Origin of the sequence: Streptococcus sp. HMSC062D07, from assembly GCF_001814215.1 — a bacterium.
GTDB lineage: Bacteria > Bacillota > Bacilli > Lactobacillales > Streptococcaceae > Streptococcus > Streptococcus infantis_I.
Genome location: NZ_KV815334.1, coordinates 226415 through 245359, shown reverse-complemented (window position 1 = coordinate 245359; position 18945 = coordinate 226415). Strand labels below are relative to the sequence as shown.

At 41.2% G+C, this 18945-nt stretch carries 13 protein-coding genes; all 13 read right to left on the bottom strand.

Features of this window, described 5'->3' with window-relative positions:
• Nucleotides 1-255: 255 nt before the first annotated feature.
• The 13 genes from HMPREF2957_RS07975 to HMPREF2957_RS07915 all read right to left on the bottom strand — a co-directional run bounded on the left by HMPREF2957_RS07975 (nt 256) and on the right by HMPREF2957_RS07915 (nt 18936).
• Nucleotides 256-1095, bottom strand: coding sequence for a carbohydrate ABC transporter permease (locus tag HMPREF2957_RS07975; protein WP_004250812.1), 840 nt, complete (start codon nt 1093-1095; stop codon nt 256-258).
• Nucleotides 1096-1111: 16 nt separating this feature from the next.
• Entirely contained in the window at nt 1112-1978 is an 867-nt protein-coding gene (locus HMPREF2957_RS07970) for a carbohydrate ABC transporter permease (RefSeq protein ID WP_053092415.1), read from the bottom strand.
• Between the two features lie 237 nt (nt 1979-2215).
• Nucleotides 2216-3532 (bottom strand): ABC transporter substrate-binding protein, encoded by a 1317-nt coding sequence (locus HMPREF2957_RS07965; RefSeq protein WP_049494260.1) that lies wholly within the window; start codon nt 3530-3532, stop codon nt 2216-2218.
• A gap of 116 nt (nt 3533-3648) precedes the next feature.
• Entirely contained in the window at nt 3649-4347 is a 699-nt protein-coding gene (locus HMPREF2957_RS07960) for an N-acetylmannosamine-6-phosphate 2-epimerase (RefSeq protein ID WP_006152943.1), read from the bottom strand.
• 290 nt (nt 4348-4637) lie between these two features.
• On the bottom strand, nt 4638-8315 hold the full coding sequence (locus tag HMPREF2957_RS07955; protein ID WP_070678803.1) for an SIALI-17 repeat-containing surface protein: 3678 nt from the start codon (nt 8313-8315) through the stop codon (nt 4638-4640).
• Nucleotides 8316-8669: 354 nt separating this feature from the next.
• Nucleotides 8670-9653: an acetylxylan esterase gene (locus HMPREF2957_RS07950; protein ID WP_070678801.1), complete on the bottom strand. Its 984-nt coding sequence runs from the start codon at nt 9651-9653 to the stop codon at nt 8670-8672.
• Nucleotides 9654-9963: 310 nt separating this feature from the next.
• Complete coding sequence (gene recG / locus HMPREF2957_RS07945; protein WP_070678798.1) at nt 9964-11979, bottom strand: ATP-dependent DNA helicase RecG; 2016 nt, start codon at nt 11977-11979, stop codon at nt 9964-9966.
• Between the two features lie 24 nt (nt 11980-12003).
• On the bottom strand, nt 12004-13107 hold the full coding sequence (gene alr / locus HMPREF2957_RS07940; RefSeq protein WP_070678795.1) for an alanine racemase: 1104 nt from the start codon (nt 13105-13107) through the stop codon (nt 12004-12006).
• The gene (gene acpS, locus HMPREF2957_RS07935) at nt 13097-13459 is read right to left on the bottom strand and encodes a holo-ACP synthase (protein WP_025170401.1); all 363 of its coding nucleotides are present in this window, start codon (nt 13457-13459) and stop codon (nt 13097-13099) included. The genes alr and acpS overlap by 11 nt, the downstream gene beginning before the upstream one ends.
• A 45-nt stretch (nt 13460-13504) precedes the next feature.
• Nucleotides 13505-14536: a 3-deoxy-7-phosphoheptulonate synthase gene (locus HMPREF2957_RS07930; protein ID WP_070678792.1), complete on the bottom strand. Its 1032-nt coding sequence runs from the start codon at nt 14534-14536 to the stop codon at nt 13505-13507.
• 1 nt (nt 14537) lies between these two features.
• Nucleotides 14538-15569, bottom strand: a complete 1032-nt coding sequence (locus HMPREF2957_RS07925; protein ID WP_004250795.1) for a 3-deoxy-7-phosphoheptulonate synthase — start codon at nt 15567-15569, stop codon at nt 14538-14540.
• A gap of 80 nt (nt 15570-15649) precedes the next feature.
• Nucleotides 15650-18163 (bottom strand): preprotein translocase subunit SecA, encoded by a 2514-nt coding sequence (gene secA / locus HMPREF2957_RS07920; RefSeq protein WP_070678790.1) that lies wholly within the window; start codon nt 18161-18163, stop codon nt 15650-15652.
• 179 nt (nt 18164-18342) lie between these two features.
• On the bottom strand, nt 18343-18936 hold the full coding sequence (locus HMPREF2957_RS07915) for a LemA family protein (RefSeq protein WP_070678788.1): 594 nt from the start codon (nt 18934-18936) through the stop codon (nt 18343-18345).
• Nucleotides 18937-18945: the final 9 nt, after the last annotated feature.

The following is an 18945-nucleotide window of genomic DNA, read 5'->3' as shown; positions in this document are numbered from 1 at the left end:
GTAATTTCCTTTACCTGATTGTTATCTTCAGACACAAAATGTCTAGCCAGTAAGTTTATAAGTGTCTAACAAAACTTCATGAAGCAACCAACTCCTATCCATTTTGTAGACACTTATAATACTATATCGTTTTCAATAAATAGATTTTCCTATTCTCAATTAAAATTGAAGAGCAAACTAGGAAGCAATCCGCAGGCTGTACTTGAGTACGGCAAGGAGTCGCTGACGTGGTTTGAATTCAATTTTCGCAGAGTATTAACCTTTGACCGCTCCCATAGTAATCCCTTGAGTGAAGGATTTTTGGAAGACAAGGAAGACTGTTACGATTGGCACCGCTGCAAGAGCAGCCCCTGCCATAATTAAACCATAGTTGGTTGCCATCTCAGCCTGCATAGTCGCAACCCCGAGTGAGATGGTCAAGTTGTTACGAGATGTCAACATAACCAACTGCATAAAGTAGTCATTCCATGTATTGATGAAGGTGAAGATTGCAAGAGCTGCAAATCCTGGTTTCACAATGGGGAAGGCTACGCTCCAGAAAGTACGAATCTCACCGCATCCGTCAATCTTAGCAGATTCGAGCAATTCTGTTGGAATGTTTTCACTGAACTGTTTCATGAGGAAGACCCCAAATGGCCATCCGATCAAAGGCAAGATAACCGCCCAAAGAGTGTCATGGATTCCCATGAAGTTGACGATACGTACCAATGGTACAAGGACAACTTGTTTTGGAAGAGCCATAGCAGCGATAAAGATAGCGAAGAGAATGCGTTGACCGTAGAAACGTTTCTTAGCCAATACATAACCTGCTAGGGATGAAGTTGCACAAACCAAGAACATAGTTACCAATGAAATGAAGACTGAGTTCCACATCCATTGCAAGGCTGGGTTTTGCACCATCAATTGTTGGAAGTTCTCCATTGTTGGAGCTTTAGGGAACCATTGTGGTGGAATCATAATGGTATCCGGTTGTGATTTGAAGGCACCTGTCAAAATCCAGTAGAATGGAAAGATAAACAGTACAGTCAATAAAAGCAAGAAGATGGTTGAAATAACAGTGAAGGCTGTTAAAGGTTTCTTTTGTGTAGATTGCATAGCTGTCTCCTTTCTATTAATATTCTACGTCGTTTCCAAGTACTTTAAATTGAACAAAGCTGACAATTGCGATCATAACTGCCAAGAATACACCAATAGTATTGGCATAACCATACTCAGTCAATTGGAAGGCTTTTTCGTAAAGGTAGTACATAAGTGTACTTGTTGAGTAGTTGGGACCACCGGAAGTCAAAAGCTGAATCAAAGCGAAACACTGGAATGAGTTGATTGTTGTAATGATTGCGATATAAAGAGTTGTTGGAAGAAGGCTTGGCCATTTAATCTTCCAGAAAACTTGTAACTCAGTTGCTCCGTCGACACGTGCCGCTTCAACAAGAGAGTTGTCAATATTACCCATTGCAGCGATGTAGAGGATGATTGGTTGACCAACTGATGTTGTCAAAAGAATAATCATAATCGCCATCAAAGCCCAGTTTTTGTCACCCAACCAAGAAATGTTTTGGCTAATGATATGGCTTGACTTAAGCACGAAATTCAAAATACCTGATAGAGGATCATAAATCCATTTCCATACAACCGTTACGGCAACACTACCTGTTACAACAGGAAGGAAGAATACGAAACGATAGAAGGATCTAGCAACTGCATTTTGTTGGTAAGTTTGTGATGCCACAAATAGTGAGAAGAGTACAACGACTGGTACAGATCCGATAACTAAGATTACGGTATTAATCAAAGATTTTGTAAAGACAGGGTCTTTAAACATGCGGATGTAGTTGTCAAGTCCCACAAACTCAAAGCTAGTCATCGAGTAGTTAAAGAAACTAGTGATGAATCCCATGATCATTGGAGCTAGGACAAAGACGGTAAAGAAGATTAATACTGGTGCTAAGAAAGCATAAGAAACAATTGTTTCTCTCATGCGAATTTTATTGACTTTCACAGTTGGCACCTCACTTTCAAATAGTTTTTGTTTTTTTGATTGTTGTCTGACATTGATGTAAAATCAAAATGAAATTTTTTCCAAGAAAAGCCTATGTAAGAACTTCATTTTAATTTTGACCTGTCAGTTCCTTACATTTTTTAAATAAAACTCCCCCTTTTCGTACACAGATGTGCACAGGGAAAAGGGGGGATTTTACTTTTTATTTAGGGCTTATTATTTAGCTGCTTTTTTGATTGTTTCATTCGCTTTTTCAGTGAATGTCTTCAAAGCTGCAGCAGGTTGTTCGTCACCGTTAGACACTGATTGCAACATTGGGAACCATAGAGTTCTCATTTCAGCAAATCCGTCGATTGTGTTGTAGTATGGAGAGTAGTATTGAGTCCAACCACTGATAGTTTCCATACGTTTATCATCATAAAGTTTTCCAAATGAAGTACGAACTGGGAAGGCACCTGTACGAACTACGTCTTTAGGACCCCACTCTTTATCATCAGCGATGAATTGGATGAATTTCTTAGCAGCAGCAACTTTCTTTTCATCTTTGTTGTTAAATACTGCAAATCCGTTTACAAGGTACTCAAGAGCTGGTTTACCTGAATCAGATGGGAATGGAACTTCTACCACTTCAACTTTACTTGCTTCCAACAATTTAGCTTGGATACCGTTTTGAGCTGGTGCCCAAAGGATTGTGTATGATGTTTGACCGTTTGCAAAGTTTTGGATGTCTGCTCCACCGTCAAATTGTGAACCGTTGTTCAACAAACCATCTTTGATCCAGCTAGTTGCTTTTTCAAGACCTTTGACGAACTTAGGATCGTCAGTTGTGTATTTAGTAACTTCTTTGTCTGTTACAGAACCGCCGTATAGGTTAGCGATGAAGGCACGTGTTCCTTGGTCTCCCCCTTGACCAGAACTGAACAATGAACCTGGAGTGTATCCTTTGTCTTTAAGTGCTTTCAAGACTTTTTCAAAATCATCTGTTGTCCAACCTTCTTTAACAAGGTTAGCTACACCAGCATCTTCCAACATTTTCTTGTTCATAGCCATGTAGAATGGTGCAGAACTGATTGGATACATGTATGCTTTATCACCAGCTTTACTTGCTTGAATGATGTTTTCATTGTTAACATCTTTAACAAATTCATCTGTAAAGAGGTCATTCAACTCAGCTAATTTACCATTTTTACCGTAATTAATGATACGACCTGGTGCATCGAAAAGTACATCTGGAGCAGTTCCAGCTTCAATAGCTGTCGTGATTTTTTCTGGACCAGATTTGAAGTCGATTGTTTCTAGTTTAACTTTGATATCTGGGTTTGCTTTTTCGAAAGCTTCGATGATAGATTTTTCATAAGTTCCTACACCGTCACCAGATTTTTCTTGAGTGAAGACTGGGAAAGCCCACCAAGTGATTTCAGTTTTCCCTGCATCACTTGCAGCGTCTTTTTTAGCGTCTGATTTGCCACAAGCAGCAAGAGATAGAACAGCAGCACCCGCAAGTACTGTACAAGCTAGTTTTCTAAATTTCATTAGTATTCTCCTAAATGATGATATGCGTATCCGAAACGGATAATGAGTATTGACAACTTTGTATACGTTTACATTTTATTTTACTAATCAACCACTCTCCTCGTGTTTTAATTGTCTTATTTGAGACCTGCAACAAATCGTTCCGTGATCTCTTTTGGTCTAGTAATAGCACCACCAACTACGATGCCTCGCACTCCGTAACCTAGGATTTGCTTAGCCTGTTCTGGTGTATGAATTTTTCCTTCTGCGATGACGTCTACACCTGCATCGCATAGTTTCTTGATGAGTTCAAAATCTGGACCATCCACTTTTGGACTATAAGATGTGTAGCCTGACAAGGTTGTTCCGACAAAATCGATTCCCGCCTCAACTGCTGTTAGTCCTTCTTCAAAGGTACTTGTGTCAGCCATCAAGAGTTGGTTTGGATATTTTTCTTTGATTTGACGGATAAATTCTTGAATCTCTAGGCCATCATGGCGTTCTCTCTTGGTACAATCTAGAGCGATTACCTCAATATCTAGAGCTGCTAGTTCATCAACTTCTTTCATAGTAGCTGTGATGAATGGTTCCTGTGGTGGATAATCACGTTTGATAATTCCGATAATCGGAAGATTTGTGACCTCTTTGATTTCCTTAATATCTCGAACACTATTTGCTCGGATACCGACGGCTCCACCTTGCTCAGCCGCTTTGACTAGCAAGGGCATTACACCTCCCGCTTCTGTATAAAGCGGTTCGTGAGGAAGTGCCTGACAAGAAACGATGATCCCATCTTTAATCTGCTCAATCAAAGCTTCTTTACTGATCTGTGGCATCCACTTTCCTCCTTTTCTTTTTTCTTATGAGCCTATTATATATCATTTTTAAAGCGCTTTCAACAACTTGTGCTAGAATAGATTGAAGTTTCAAAACAATTTTATGAAATAGAATCTCCTGAAAGTAGTTTCAGGGGAAAATACCCGAATTTGAATTGCCTCCCATCCGCTTATTTCCACTAGAATCTTTGCTTTCTGCAAATAAAGAGCCTGTAACGAATGAACGTTACAGACCCTTCTAATATAAGTCTAAACCTTTTTATAGAGACTTTTTAGATTCAATGTTGCCATTAATCTTCTTTTTTCTTAGCCATTCCAAACAAACCGAGAAGCATTCCAACCATTCCTACAGATACTAGAGAAGTTGAAACCTCACTTCCTGTTGCAGGGAGGGTTGGTTGTTGTGCTTGAGCTGCTGGAGCTTGATAGGTCTTGTCTTGCTGTGCTACAAAAGTGACAAGCGATTTTTCTTCAAACTTATATTCCGGAAGTTCGTTTTTGGCTGCTTCAACTGCATATACTCCGCCTGTGAATTCTGAAAGTTCATGCTTAAGGGCTTGAACTGCATTTGCTCCACCTGCAAATTCTGGAAGCTCATGCTTGAGCGCTTCAACTGCGTTTACTCCGCCTGTGAATTCTGGAAGCTCATGCTTAAGGGCTTGAACTGCGTTTACTCCGCCTGTGAATTCTGGAAGCTCATGCTTAAGGACTTGAACTGCATTTGCTCCACCTGCAAATTCTGGAAGCTCATTTTTGAGCGCTTCAACTGCGTTTACTCCGCCTGTTAATTCTGGAAGCTCATGAACTGCAGCTTCGACTGCATTGACACCACCTTCGAATTCTGGGACTTCTACTGTTGGCGCTGCTTCTTCACCTACTGTTCCAATAGGTTCAGTGTACTCAGGGAGCTCTGTTACAGCCGCTTCGTCGCCATTTACACCACCTTCAAACTCAGGGACTTCTACTGTTGGTGCTGCTTCGTCACCTACTGTTCCAATAGCATCAGTATACTCTGGAAGCTCTGTTATAGTTGCTTCTTCGCCATTTACACCACCTGTGGATTCCGGAACTTCTACTGTTGGTGCTGTTTCCTCACCCGCTGTTCCAATGGCTTCTGTATACTCAGGCGCCTCTGTTACAGCTGCTTCGTCACCATTTACACCACCTTCGAATTCTGGGACTTCATGTACTGCCACTTCGTCACCATTGACGCCTCCAGTGAACTCTGGAACTTCATGAATAGCAGGTTCTTTACTATTAATTCCACCAGGAATTCCTGCCTCATCAAGGCTAACTGGCAAATTATGCATGCTCTCAATCGCACCATCAACTATCTCTGTAACTTCTTGGCCAATATCTTCTTTTTTGACAACAAATAGCAGTGTTTTTGTATCGTACTGAGTTAAGAAGGTTGCTAGGTTTCCATTCGCTAATTTAAGAACAGGAGCTTGGTTTACCAAGACTTCTGAATCAAATTCTAGTGCAACAATATTGTTACCCATATCTACTGCACTTTTTACTTTTGCTTTAGTTGGAGCAATCATATCCTTGCTCAAGAAATCCCAGTTGAATTTCTTATAAGACAAAGTATATTCATTTTGATTGGCATCTGCATGCTCATAAAGTAAGCCAAATTCACCATTACCAAGATTTTGCAATGAGTTATAGGCAAATTTACCGCTTTGAATTGGATTGTGTTTAAGCCAAGTTAATTCTCCGTTAGCTTCCACACGTGCCAAGTGTACCAAACCGTTGTAACGTCCTGGTCCACCTGCGTTACTGAGGACGATATATTCCTTACCATCTTGTACAGTATGAATAGCTGACATTTGAACATAGACATCTTTGACATCTGAATAGCGTTTTACATCTTTTTCCCAAGTAGCTCCGCCATCTTTACTTGTTGCAACCTGCAAATCTCCTGTCAATCCACGCATGAATAGTTTGAGGTCTCCGTTGTTCAACTGAACAACAGTTGACTCAGTATTTTGAGCACCTGGATTATTCATAGTTGAAGAGTGAATTGTTTGGTTCCCTACTGGGCGGTTATCATTGACAGCTTCACCTGCTTGCCAAGTTTCACCATGGTCATCCGAGTAAATGACGCGTGAAGACTGAGAACCACTCAAGTAAGATACGTTATTTGTAGTATAGACTGGGATAACGAGACGACCTTTGTGAGGTCCTGAATGCAAGGCGATCCCTGTACCAGGTCCAGTACCTAAGAAGTGCATCCAGTCCTTGCGGATACCGTATGTAATATCTTTAGGTGCAGACCATGTTTTCCCATCATCATCACTATAAGACATCCAGAGATAGTTGGTATTTGAAACTCTAAAGATATTCTTGTCACTGTATTCGAAATAGACATTACCAATTAGTTCTTCACCCTTGTATAGATCACCCTTATCGCTATAAGCTGGTTGCTTAGGATCAACTACAACACGGTATTCTGTTTTTCTATTTTCAGGGTCAAAAACTTCACCATTTTCACGGATAGTATAACGTCCCGCATCACCTTGTTTGTACAAGACTTGGTAAACCTTATCACCGATTTGCTCATAGGCTTGTGGTGCTTTCCCTGGTAGAGAGAATACTGCCTTCCCTTCGAGGAACATATCATAAATTGAGAAGATTCTCTTAGTTTCAGGATCTTGGACTAAAGCCATGTCAATATTAACTGGTGATGGCCATTCTGGATTTTTAGCTTTCTCATTGTCACGAGGATTAGAGATGGTAATTCTATCTCCCCATGTCTTCCCATTGTCATCACTACGACGAACGACCATACCGATATCACCCCAGTCAGAGTGATGCAAGCGTCTTTCATCCGTTCCGGCAATCAAGGTACCTTTATCTGTCTTAAGAAGTGCAGGTATACGGTAACTTGCAATACCATCTTTATTTGGCTTGCGGTTCACACCACCTTCAAATACATCCAGTTTATCCGTAACTTTTGCTCCTTCAGGAAGTTTCTTCTCTAACTCTCCTCTTTCAAAAAGTTGGCTACGTTTTTTAACTTCTTCTGGAGAAAGGGCACGATCATAAACAGTTAAATTACGGACTTTAAGATTAGCGCCCCAGAAGTTTTTTCCTGTACGTTTTGTTGTACCGATTTGAACATGATTAACATCTGGCATATCTTGGATAAAACGACCAGACTGAGGACTTGTTCGAGACAAGACACCATTTACATAGACGCGAACCTGACCTTTTGGTTGGTCTACATTTGGTCTTTCAACTGTAAAGGTTACAGAGTTCCACTGACCTGGCTTAATCTTCAAAGGAGCAGTTTTATAATCACCATAGAATTGGTTTCCATTTGCATCACGACCTTCAACGATAGCCGTGTTATCAAGGATGGCCATTGTGAAGTACTCATTTACTTTGGTATCACTGGAGACTGAGAAGAGGTTGTAAAAACGTGGAGCAGACGTATCTGGCTTAAACTCCATATGAACGGTAGCATTCTGAAGTTTTTTCAGTTTATCAAGTTCATCATTCAAATCAACTCGTTGACCATTTGTTGCATTGGTCTCTACATCTTCTTTTTCAACGACAACATTGGCATTTTCCAATTCTCTTGAGTAATAATCACGAGCGATAGCTTCTTGTTTCTCAGTTTCTTCTGTCTTATCAGTTTCAGCTGATGGAGTTTCAGTTTCTGTTGGGTTTTCAGAACCTGGATTTGCTTGCAGCTCCTCACGGTTTACCTCAGTTCCTTTATCTGTCGCTGCTGCCAACTTATCAGCAAGTTCCTTATCTATGTTAGCCAGATTTCCTGATTCTACTTCTTTTGGCAATTCTGGCAAAGCTTGTCCAGTTGTTTCACCACCGGTTGCTGGGGCTTCTTGGGCTAAAACTGGTGAAGCACCAAAAACAACTGCTCCAATGACAACTGATGCAGCTCCTACTGTAAATTTTCTAATTCCAAAACGTTGTTTCCGTTCAAAATCTCTCTGTGTCATATATTTCCTTCCGTCTTTCACAAAAAATAAAGCGCTTTCTTTTTTATTGAAAATTTTTTGCCTCCAGGGCATAAATCATGTAAAGAAACTGTATTATTGATGGGGTTTTTCCCATTCTTTTCATCTGAATTTCTGTTGCATTTTTATACTTTATATCTTAAAGTAAGCAACAATTTTACTCCTTTCAAATTGATACTACACTTATTATATAATAAATATTCTAAATAATAGCCTTAGTAATCTATAATAGAATTTACTTTCAGATATATTTCTATGCTTCAAACTTTTCGAAACTACTTTCTTTAATCTCTCAAAAAGAAAGCCCTGTTTTAGCAGGGCTCTTTTTACATATTTCTAACGACCTACATAGGTAAAGGGAATCTCACTACCACACAACCAGTTGTAAACCTGGTCATTGACATGGACATTCATAGCCTCGTGGGCATATTCTGGCATGAGACGATAGCTCTTTTCACAAGTCAAACGATTGTAAATAGCAAACTGGGTGATTGGATAGCAGACATCGTCATCAAGCCCTGTAATCATTCTCACATCACCTTTAATGCGATGGGCAAAGTTTTTCACATCGATATAACCAAGTGTCTCCATGATCTGCTCTTCTGTTTCGTGGAAAGGATCATGGAACTTAAAGTAACGAAAAAGCTCATCATAAGCTTCGCTAGTATTCCCAATTTCTAGCACTCGTCTAAAGTCTGACAAGAATGGATAGATGGCCACTGTTCGCTTGATACGTGGATTGAGACCAGCAGCTACTAAAGCCAAGGCTCCTCCTTGCGAAGCTCCATAACTAGCCAACTGCTCCTCATCCACTTGTGGTAAGCTAGCGACGATTTCAACCAATTGATAAATATCTAGATAGACATCTTTATAGAAGAGTTGCTCTTTTCCTTCTACTACACCTCGAATGATTTGACCCTTAACTGTATTTCCGAGAGGCGAACGCAAGCCATCTTGTGAGTAACCAGATTGCCCACGAACATCCATCGATACAACCCCATAACCAGCGACGGTAAAGGCTAGCATATCTGTCCAATCCCAGCAACGTCCCATATAACCATGGAAGTGGAAAATAACTGGCACTTTCTTATCTAATTTTGGTAAGACCACACGCGCATAGACAAGGCCGTCACGTGTACCTTTAAAGGTTAACTCATAGCATTTTACATTTTGGATATGAAAGTCACGTTCCTCTAGTTGGTAGTCTGGCAAAACCGAAACCTTGTCAATCTCACCATCCCAAAAAGCATCAAAATCCTGAGGTACTTCATCTCTTCCTTTATATGTTTTCATTTCTTCTACTAATGCTGGATTTCTCATAGAATTCTCCTTTGTTTTGTAACCGTTATCATAACTGTAGCACATATAGGGAAGCAATGCAAGAAAGAAAGGGAAACGGAAAGTGGATTTAATGTCCGACCCTGGCAAGAATCCTCTTGAAAGTAGTTTTAGACATATAAAAAAGAGCGTTGCCGCTCTTTTTCTTAGTATTTAGGAGAAGGTTGAGTTTCCTTTTGAAATGTCTTTTGGTAATTTACTTTAATAGTCATGAGAGAGTCCTCGTTTCTTTTGGATGACTCTAGTATAGATACTCACCCTAAAAGCAAACTTAACATTATCTTAAAAAAGCTTAATCCAGATATTCTTTCTTCTCGAGATTTAAGGCAATCATGTGCCACTCTGGGTCCTCTCGCCAATTTGGGAGGGAGCTGATATAGCTAGCTACCTTTCTAGCTTCCTCAAGGATTGGGAAGTCTTCGATGATATCAGCTACATGGAACTCTGGTAAACCTGACTGTTTGGTCCCAAAAATTTCACCAGAACCCCGCATTTTCAAATCTTCTTCTGCAAGGACAAAACCATTGGTCGTTTCCGTCATGATACGCATGCGGTCTTTCCCAGAGTCAGTTTTTGGATTGGCCACTAGAACTGCATAGGACTGCTTGTCTCCCCGACCGACACGACCTCTGAGCTGGTGAAGTTGACTAAGTCCGAAACGGTCAGCATCCATGATAATCATGACTGTCGCATTTGGCACATTGACCCCAACTTCGATAACCGTTGTAGAGACCAGGATATCTGTCTTTCTCTCTTTGAAATCCTGCATAATCTGATCTTTTTCATCACTCTTCATCTTTCCATGTAAGAGGGCAACTTTTGCTTTCCCAGCAAAATGAGTTGTTAACTCCTCTGACAGAGCGATAGCATTTTTAAGGTCCAGAGCTTCAGATTCTTCAATCAAAGGAGAGATAACATAGACTTGGGAGCCTTTCTGAATCTCACCCTCCAACCAAGTCAAGACCTGTGGTAATTGCTCATGCTTGATCCAACGAGTTACGATCGGCTTACGCCCTGCTGGCATCTGGTCAATAATAGAAACATCCATATCCCCAAAGGCAGTGATGGCTAAGGTCCGTGGTATGGGAGTTGCCGTCATCATGAGGACATCTGGATTTTCACCTTTTTCCCGTAAAATACGCCTTTGCCCTACACCAAAGCGGTGTTGCTCATCGATGATAATCAAGCCGAGTCGGGCATAGTCCACGCCGTCTTGTATCAGAGCATGGGTTCCGATGATCACATCAGCTTCCCCCTTAGCAATGGTTTTCAAGACCTTGCGTTTTTCTGCAGCTTTCAGCGACCCTGTCAGGAGAGCTAATTTCAAATCAGGAAAGAGGCTCTCTAGACTTTCAAAATGCTGCTCTGCAAGAATCTCTGTTGGAACCATGAGGGCAGCCTGATACCCTGCCGTTACAGCTGCATACATAGCAAGACCTGCAACCACTGTCTTCCCACTTCCTACATCCCCTTGTAAGAGTCGATTCATGTGATGGTCCGACTTCATATCTGTTAGAATTTCTTGTAAGCTTTTTTCTTGGGCTTGGGTCAAGGCAAAAGGCAATTTCTCTTTAACTGCAGTTAATGTTTTCTGAGACCAGTTCAAGACCAGACCACTTCCATGAACCTTATTTTCAGACTTGAGGGTCTGTAATTGCATTTGGAAATAAAAGAGTTCCTCAAATTTGATTCGACGGAGAGCCTGTTTGTATTCTGCCAAATCTTTAGGAAAGTGCATGGCACGAACAGCCTGACTACGGGGCATGAGTTTGTATTTTTCTAGCAAGGACTGGGGGATGTTTTCTTCTATCAAGAGGTCCAGCCCCTGATCAAAGGCGGTCTTGATGACCTTAACAAGTCCTGCTTGACTGACGCCTTGCGCTAGGCGATAGACAGGCTGGAGGTCATCCTCGACTTGGGCTAAAACCTTCATTCCTGTGAGGCTTGCCTTGGCACGATCCCACTTGCCAAAGACAGCCAAGGTTGCTCCTAGTTCAATCTTGTCTGCCAGGTAGGGTTGGTTAAAGAAGTTCACTGCAAAAACAACCTCCCCCTGCTTGAGGCTAAAACGTAGGCGATTACGCTTAAAACCATAATATTGAACACTGGCTGGTGTCACTACCTGGCCAGACAGGACTGCCTTCTCTCCGTCTTCTAGCTCTAGCACCTGCTTAGTCTTAAAATCTTCATAACGGAAAGGGAAGTAGAGCAAGAGATCTTGCAAGTTTTCAATTCCTAGTTTGGCATATTTCTCTGCTGATTTAGGTCCTACTCCTGGTAAGACATGCAAGGGTTGATGTAAATTCATGCTCTTCTCCTTTCCTTCTATTTCTTAATAATATTCTCTTGGAATTCGATCACTGAGGAGACAAACCACCTCATAATTGATGGTTCCTCGGTAAACTGCTACGTCTGTTGCAGTAATTTCTTTATAACCGTCTGAGCCAATTAAAGTTACCTTGGTACCCAATGGGTAAAGCTTAGGTAAGCGAATGGTGATTTGGTCCATGGATACACGCCCTACAATGGGACACAATTGACCATCTACCAGAACTGAGAAATTCTGCATGTCTCGTGTCCAACCATCTGCATAACCGATTGGCAAAGTAGCAATGACTTGCTCACTGTCTGCCTGATAGGTCGCTCCGTAGCCCATACAAGCACCAGCCTCTACTGTTTTGACATGAACGATGGCTGACTCCAAAGTTAAGGCTGGTTTTAGTTCATAAGGCAATTCCAAAACTTGTCCACTTGGATTGAGACCATACATAGAGTCCCCCATGCGAACAGCATTGAAAATCGTTTCCGCATGCCATAGAGTCGTTGCGGAGTTACTAGCATGAACCAATTTTGGTACTTCTTGCAAATCATCTAGGATTCCCTTGAAACAATCTAGCTGTTGTTTAAAGTAGCTAACTGACTCTTCATCTGCAGTAGCAAAGTGGGTAAAGATTCCCTCAACATTGGCTCCATGTTCCTTGAGTAAAGCTTGAGCTTTTGCTGCCTCGCTTGCACTTCTAAAACCAATTCGTCCCATGCCTGAGTCAATCTTAAGGTGAACGGCTAAACCTGATAAGTCTGACTCAGTATCAAGGAGATTCTCAATCCATTCCAATCCTGCCACTGTCAAGGTAATATCAAAATCCTTAGCCAATGAAAATGATTCAACATCAGATACTCCTAAAATGAGGATCTTCTTAGAAATCCCTGCCTGACGGAGTTCAATGGCTTCATCAATATTTGACACACAAAAGCCATCTACATCATCCTGTATAGCTCTTGCAACAGCTATCGCTCCATGTCCATAAGCATTGGCTTTCACAACCGCCCATTTGAGGGTGTCTTTAGGAATATGTGCTCCCATTTGTTGAATATTGTATCGGATTGCTTCTAGATTAATGAGGGCCTTGGTTGGTCTATGTGGACTAGTTTTCATGATTTTCCTCCAAAATAACACTAGCTGTCACAAACTGTTCTGTATGGCTAATCGATAACCAAACATTTCCTGAAAATGGGGATTTGCTGAAGTAGGGAGCTCCCTTCTCATCGTTCAAGACTTCCAAATCCTGAAAACCTAGCTTCCCAATTCCCGTTCCCATAGCCTTTGAGAAAGCCTCTTTAGCTGACCAACGACCAGCCAAATACTCGACCTGTCTGCGACCTTTGAGACTAGCAAAGCGCTCCATTTCCTTGTCTGTCAAGACACGCTGCGCAAAGCCTTCTCTTTTTTCAACTGCATTTTGTATAGAAGCTAATTCTTCAATATCGATTCCGTGTCCAACTATCATTTTCATCAAAAGGAGTTGAGATTCCCCCAACTCCATCCTTTTCACTTATTTTGTTAAGGTAGAATAGATTTCTTCTACTAAAGCTACTGTGTTTTCCCAGCCCAAACATGGGTCTGTAATGGAACATCCAAAGATTTCTGGCTGGTTTTGGCGGCCATCCGCTAAGTAGGATTCAATCATGAAGCCTCGAATTGTCTTCTTAATCTTTTCATTCCAGGCACGGTTGAGAAGAGTTTGGCGAACAATTCGAACTTGCTCCATATACTGTTTCCCTGAATTATCATGATTGGTATCAATCATGATAAAGGGATTTTCGAGCCCCATAGACTCGTAACGCCCAATAGCATCTAGAAGAGTTTCATAGTAGAAGTTAGGTTCATTTTTCCCGTATTCATTCATAGCTCCACGAAGGATAACGTGAGCCAAGGGATTTCCTGAAGTTTCAACTTCTTGACCATGAAAGAGAAAGGTTTGTTTGTTTTGTGCAGCATAGATGGCATTAAACATCACAGATAGGTTTCCAGATGTTGGGTTCTTCATTCCCACTGGTGCATCGATTCCTGAAGCTACAAAACGGTGTTCTTGGTCTTCTACTGAACGCGCACCCACTGCATGATAACTCACCAAGTCATCAACCAAGACAAGATTGGCTGGATAAAGCATTTCATCCGCTGTAGTCAATCCTGTTTCTGTAATCACCCGATAATGAAGCTGACGTACAGCCTGTAAACCATTGATTAAGCTTGGAGCTTTAGAAGTATCTGGCTGATGAACCAAGCCCTTGTAGCCATCTCCATTGGTACGTGGCTTTGCAGTATATACACGCATAACCATGAAAATCTTATCTGCCACTTTTTTCTGCAAGTCTGCCAAACGACGAGCATACTCTAGGACTGCTTCTTCATTATCAGACGAACAAGGCCCAATGACCAAAAGAATACGATCATCCTTACCTGAAAGGATATCTGCTAATTCTTGATCACGATTTTCCTTATGTTGCAAGGTTTCTGCAGATAGCCGTGTTTCCGCCTTAATTGCTTCAATATCTATTTCTTGACCTTTCTCGATAAATGCCATATTATTCTCCTAGTCTTTGATAGATTTCGCGAACAAGAGCTTCCGTATTTTCCCATCCTAGACATGGATCGGTGATAGATTTTCCAAAGACCTCAGGTTCGTTTTGGCGACCGTCTTCTAGATAAGACTCAATCATGAAACCACGAACATATTTTTTAATCTTTTCATTCCAATCACGGTTAATCAAAGTCTGACGAACGATACGAATCTGCTCCATATACTGTTTCCCTGAGTTATCATGGTTGGTATCAATAATAATGAATGGATTCTCAAGTCCCATCTTTTCATACTGAGCAATAGTATCCATCAAATTATCGTAGTAGTAGTTAGGAATGTTTTTCCCGTACTCGTTAAGAGCTCCACGGAGAATAGCGTGCGATAGAGGATTTCCAGTAGTCTCGACTTCTTTCCCTAGGAAAAGGAAACTTTGCTTGTTTTGAGCTGCATAAATACCGTTAAACATGACATTGAGATTTCCTGAGGTTGGATTTTTAAAACCTGTCGCAAAATCTGCTCCGCTGGCTACAAAACGGTGTTGTTGATCTTCGACTGAACGAGCCCCAACTGCCATGTAAGAAATCAAATCATCTACCAAGGGAAGGTTCTCTGGGTACAACATTTCATCTGCTGTTGTCATTCCTGTTTCAGAAATAACACGGTAGTGCAGATGACGAACCGCCTTGATTCCATTGATGAGGCTAGGCGCTTCTTTGGCATTTGGTTGGTGAATCAAGCCCTTATAGCCATCACCATTAGTACGTGGTTTAGCAGTATAGACACGCATGACCATAAAGACGCGGTCTTTGACTTCTTCCTGAAGTTTTGACAAACGCTTAGCGTACTCTAGGACTGCTTCTTCATTGTCAGACGAGCAAGGACCAATCACTAATAAGATGCGTTGGTCTTCCCCACGAATAATTGCTTCAAGCTCTTGATCACGTTGGAGTTTGTTCGCAAGTACTTGTCCTTCTAGTTTAGACAAACTACGAACTTCATCAATATTAATTTTAGGGCTTTTTGCTGTAAATACCATTATCCATCTCCTTATAAAGCAAACGGACGCCAAGCGAAAATTCACTTTTCACTAGGCATCCGCCTGAAAATTAGTCATTCTTAACGTCGTTTACCGTGACAGTTTTTAAATTTCTTACCAGATCCACATGGGCACAAATCATTGCGTTTCACTTGACTTAGGTCCAAATCAGCTGGAAGATTTGCTTGTTGCGCAGCGATATTGCGAGTTGCTGTCGTACTGATATGGTGTTCTGTTTGTGGACGTTCTTGTTCATGGATTTGCGCTTTCATCATCAAGCGAGTCACATCAAACTCAATCGAACCAATCATATCGTTAAACATACGGAAGCCTTCTGCTTGATACTCTACAACAGGGTTGTTCTGAGCATAGCCACGAAGACCAACAGCGTTTCTCAACTGATCAAGAGCATCGATGTGGTCTGTCCACTTGTTATCTACAACACGTAGAATCAAGACTTTCTGGAACTCTCTTACAGCTTCTTCGTCACGCAGTTTTGCAACTTGGCTATCATAGACTTTCAATGCACGTTGGTATAATTCATCCTTGATAGCTTGGTCTGACAAACCTTCTAGGTCTGAAAGTGAAATCGAATCTTCTGGAAGCAAGTTGTACTTGGCAAAGTTCAAGATTGCTTCTAGTTTTTCATCTTGTTTAGAACGAGCATGCCCATCGACAATTCGTCCAATCGTACGGCGAATCATCGCGTGAATTTCAGGAGCCAAGTCACGTTCTGCAGTGATAACATCATAGCGTTGTGCGTAGATGATCTCACGTTGTTCACGCATGACATCATCATATTGAAGGACTTGTTTACGAGTATCGTAGTTATTTCCTTCAACACGTTTTTGCGCTGCTTCGACCTGACGTGTCAACATACGAGATTCAATGGCTTCGTCAGACATATTGAGACGTTCAAAGACACCCTTCAAGCGTTCTGAACCAAAACGTTTCATCAAATCATCTTCGAGTGACAAGTAGAATTGTGACTCACCTGGGTCACCTTGACGACCTGAACGTCCACGAAGCTGGTTATCGATACGACGGCTCTCATGACGTTCTGTACCGATGACACAAAGACCACCAAGTTCACGAACCCCTTCACCAAGCTTAATATCGGTACCACGACCAGCCATGTTGGTTGCGATTGTAATCGCACCACGTTGACCAGCATTCATGATGATTTGCGCTTCTCTATAGTGGTTTTTAGCATTCAATACTTCGTGAGGCACGCCTGCTTCAACCAATTTCTTAGAAAGAAAATCACTGGTTTCAACGGCAACAGTACCTACCAAGACAGGCTGACCTTTTTGGTAACGCGCCTTAACATCTTCTACTACAGCCTTGAATTTTGCATCAAGACTAGCGTAAAGAAGGTCTGAATGGTCGATACGTTGGATCGGACGGTTAGTAGGAATTGGAATAACACGAATGTTGTAGATTTCGCGGAATTCTTCTTCTTCTGTTTTACCAGTACCTGTCATACCTGCCAATTTTTTATACATACGGAAAAGGTTTTGGTAGGTAATCGATGCTGATGTCTTAGTTTCATCTTGGATTGGCACACCTTCTTTAGCTTCAATCGCTTGGTGCAAACCATCAGAGTAACGACGACCTTCCATGGTACGACCTGTAAATTGGTCGACAATCAAGATTTCTTGTTCTTCGCTGACCACATAGTCAATATCAAGAATCATGATGTAGTTGGCACGAAGGGCGTTGTCGATAAAGTGAGTCAAAGCCACATTTTCGATATCATAAAGATTTTCTAGTTTGAAGAAACTTTCAGCCTTGTCAATACCTGAATCAGACAAACCGATTGTCTTAGACTGAATATCAATGATATAGTCATCTTTATCCAAAGACTTCACAAAGTGGTCAGCCATATGATAAAGTTGGCTTGTTTCAACTGCATTAGCTCCTGAAACGATCAATGGTGTACGAGCTTCGTCGATCAAGATAGAGTCAACCTCATCGACCAAGGCATAGTTGAGCGGACGTTGAACCATGTTCTCTGCACGAACAACCATGTTGTCACGAAGATAGTCGAAACCAATTTCTGAGTTCGTTGAGTAAGTAATGTCACAGAGATAAGCTTCTTTTTTCTCCATTGGAGATTTTGCAGCCAAATTGATCCCTACTGACAAACCAAGCCATGAGTACAATTCACCCATCTCAGTCGCGTCACGCTCTGTAAGGTATTCGTTGACGGTAACTACGTGTACACCTTTTCCTGAAAGGGCATTAAGGTATACCGGCATTGTCGCTGTCAAGGTTTTCCCTTCACCTGTACGCATTTCTGGAACGTCACCGTGGTGAAGAACAATACCACCCATAACCTGAACCTTGTATGGGAAAAGTCCAAGAACACGCTTAGCTCCCTCACGTACAACCGCAAAGGCTTCGTACAAGAGTTGATCAAGCGTTTCACCATTTTGATAACGTTGCTTAAATTCTTCTGTCTTAGCTTGCAACTGCTCGTCTGTCAAAGCAGCCATTTCATCTTCGTATTTGAGGACTTTATCAGCCATCTTTTCTAAGCGACGAAGTTCCCCTTTATCATTTTCGATGATTGTTTTTAATAAATTTGCCATTTTTTTCCTTACTTTAAATTCTGAATATTTTAGAATGTTCTTTTTATTGTAGCATATTTGCTCAGCTTTTTCAAGAAAGAATCCGTGTTTATACAAGCTAAAAAAGGCTCATTTAGAGCCTTTTTTTGTAAATGTTCAAACTATTGCTAATCATTGATTTTCTTTTAAAAAATTCAAGCCTACTCTTTGGTTGTAGAAGTACTAAAGTCAACCTTTGGAGCTGTCTTAGCTTCTTCGCTTTCTTTAAAGGTTTCTGCCTCTTTAAAATTCATCATATTAGCAAAAAGAACTGTTGGGAAGCTTCTTAATTTTTGATTGTATTCTGTTGCCACTTTGTTGTAATCCTTGCGGGCTACAAAGATACGATTTTCACTTCCAGCCAATTCTGTCATGAGTTGTTCCACATTTTGATTGCTCTTGAGTTCTGGATAATTTTCTGTTAGCGATATCAAACGTGAAATAGCTGAACTTAACTCTCCTTGAGCCTCTTGGTTTTCTTTTGAAGTCACGGAGCCATTCCCAATTTTAGCACGAGCTTCCGCAATCTTGGTAAAAACCTCTGTCTCATGGTTCATCTGGCCTTTTACAGACTCTACCAAATTTCCAATCAAGTCAGAACGACGTTGAAGAGCTGTCGCTACATCAGCTTGCGCTTGTTCGACCTTGGTTTGTTCAGAGACAAGTCCGTTATAAGTGCCTACTACTGAGCAACCGCCAAGCAAGATAATAGCCAGCAAAATGCCCAACACATAAATAATTCCTTTATTTTTCATATCTAAACC

Bases quoted from the DNA above. Each gene is read 5' to 3' on its own strand.
- HMPREF2957_RS07965 (WP_049494260.1), bottom strand. From the start codon at position 3,532: ATGAAATTTAGAAAACTAGCTTGTACAGTACTTGCGGGTGCTGCTGTT.
- recG (WP_070678798.1), bottom strand. From the start codon at position 11,979: ATGAATTTACATCAACCCTTGCATGTCTTACCAGGAGTAGGACCTAAA.
- secA (WP_070678790.1), bottom strand. From the start codon at position 18,163: ATGGCAAATTTATTAAAAACAATCATCGAAAATGATAAAGGGGAACTT.
- HMPREF2957_RS07950 (WP_070678801.1), bottom strand. From the start codon at position 9,653: ATGAGAAATCCAGCATTAGTAGAAGAAATGAAAACATATAAAGGAAGA.
- HMPREF2957_RS07915 (WP_070678788.1), bottom strand. From the start codon at position 18,936: ATGAAAAATAAAGGAATTATTTATGTGTTGGGCATTTTGCTGGCTATT.
- acpS (WP_025170401.1), bottom strand. From the start codon at position 13,459: ATGATAGTTGGACACGGAATCGATATTGAAGAATTAGCTTCTATACAA.
- HMPREF2957_RS07970 (WP_053092415.1), bottom strand. From the start codon at position 1,978: ATGAGAGAAACAATTGTTTCTTATGCTTTCTTAGCACCAGTATTAATC.
- HMPREF2957_RS07960 (WP_006152943.1), bottom strand. From the start codon at position 4,347: ATGCCACAGATCAGTAAAGAAGCTTTGATTGAGCAGATTAAAGATGGG.
- HMPREF2957_RS07975 (WP_004250812.1), bottom strand. From the start codon at position 1,095: ATGCAATCTACACAAAAGAAACCTTTAACAGCCTTCACTGTTATTTCA.
- HMPREF2957_RS07955 (WP_070678803.1), bottom strand. From the start codon at position 8,315: ATGACACAGAGAGATTTTGAACGGAAACAACGTTTTGGAATTAGAAAA.
- HMPREF2957_RS07930 (WP_070678792.1), bottom strand. From the start codon at position 14,536: ATGGCATTTATCGAGAAAGGTCAAGAAATAGATATTGAAGCAATTAAG.
- HMPREF2957_RS07925 (WP_004250795.1), bottom strand. From the start codon at position 15,569: ATGGTATTTACAGCAAAAAGCCCTAAAATTAATATTGATGAAGTTCGT.
- alr (WP_070678795.1), bottom strand. From the start codon at position 13,107: ATGAAAACTAGTCCACATAGACCAACCAAGGCCCTCATTAATCTAGAA.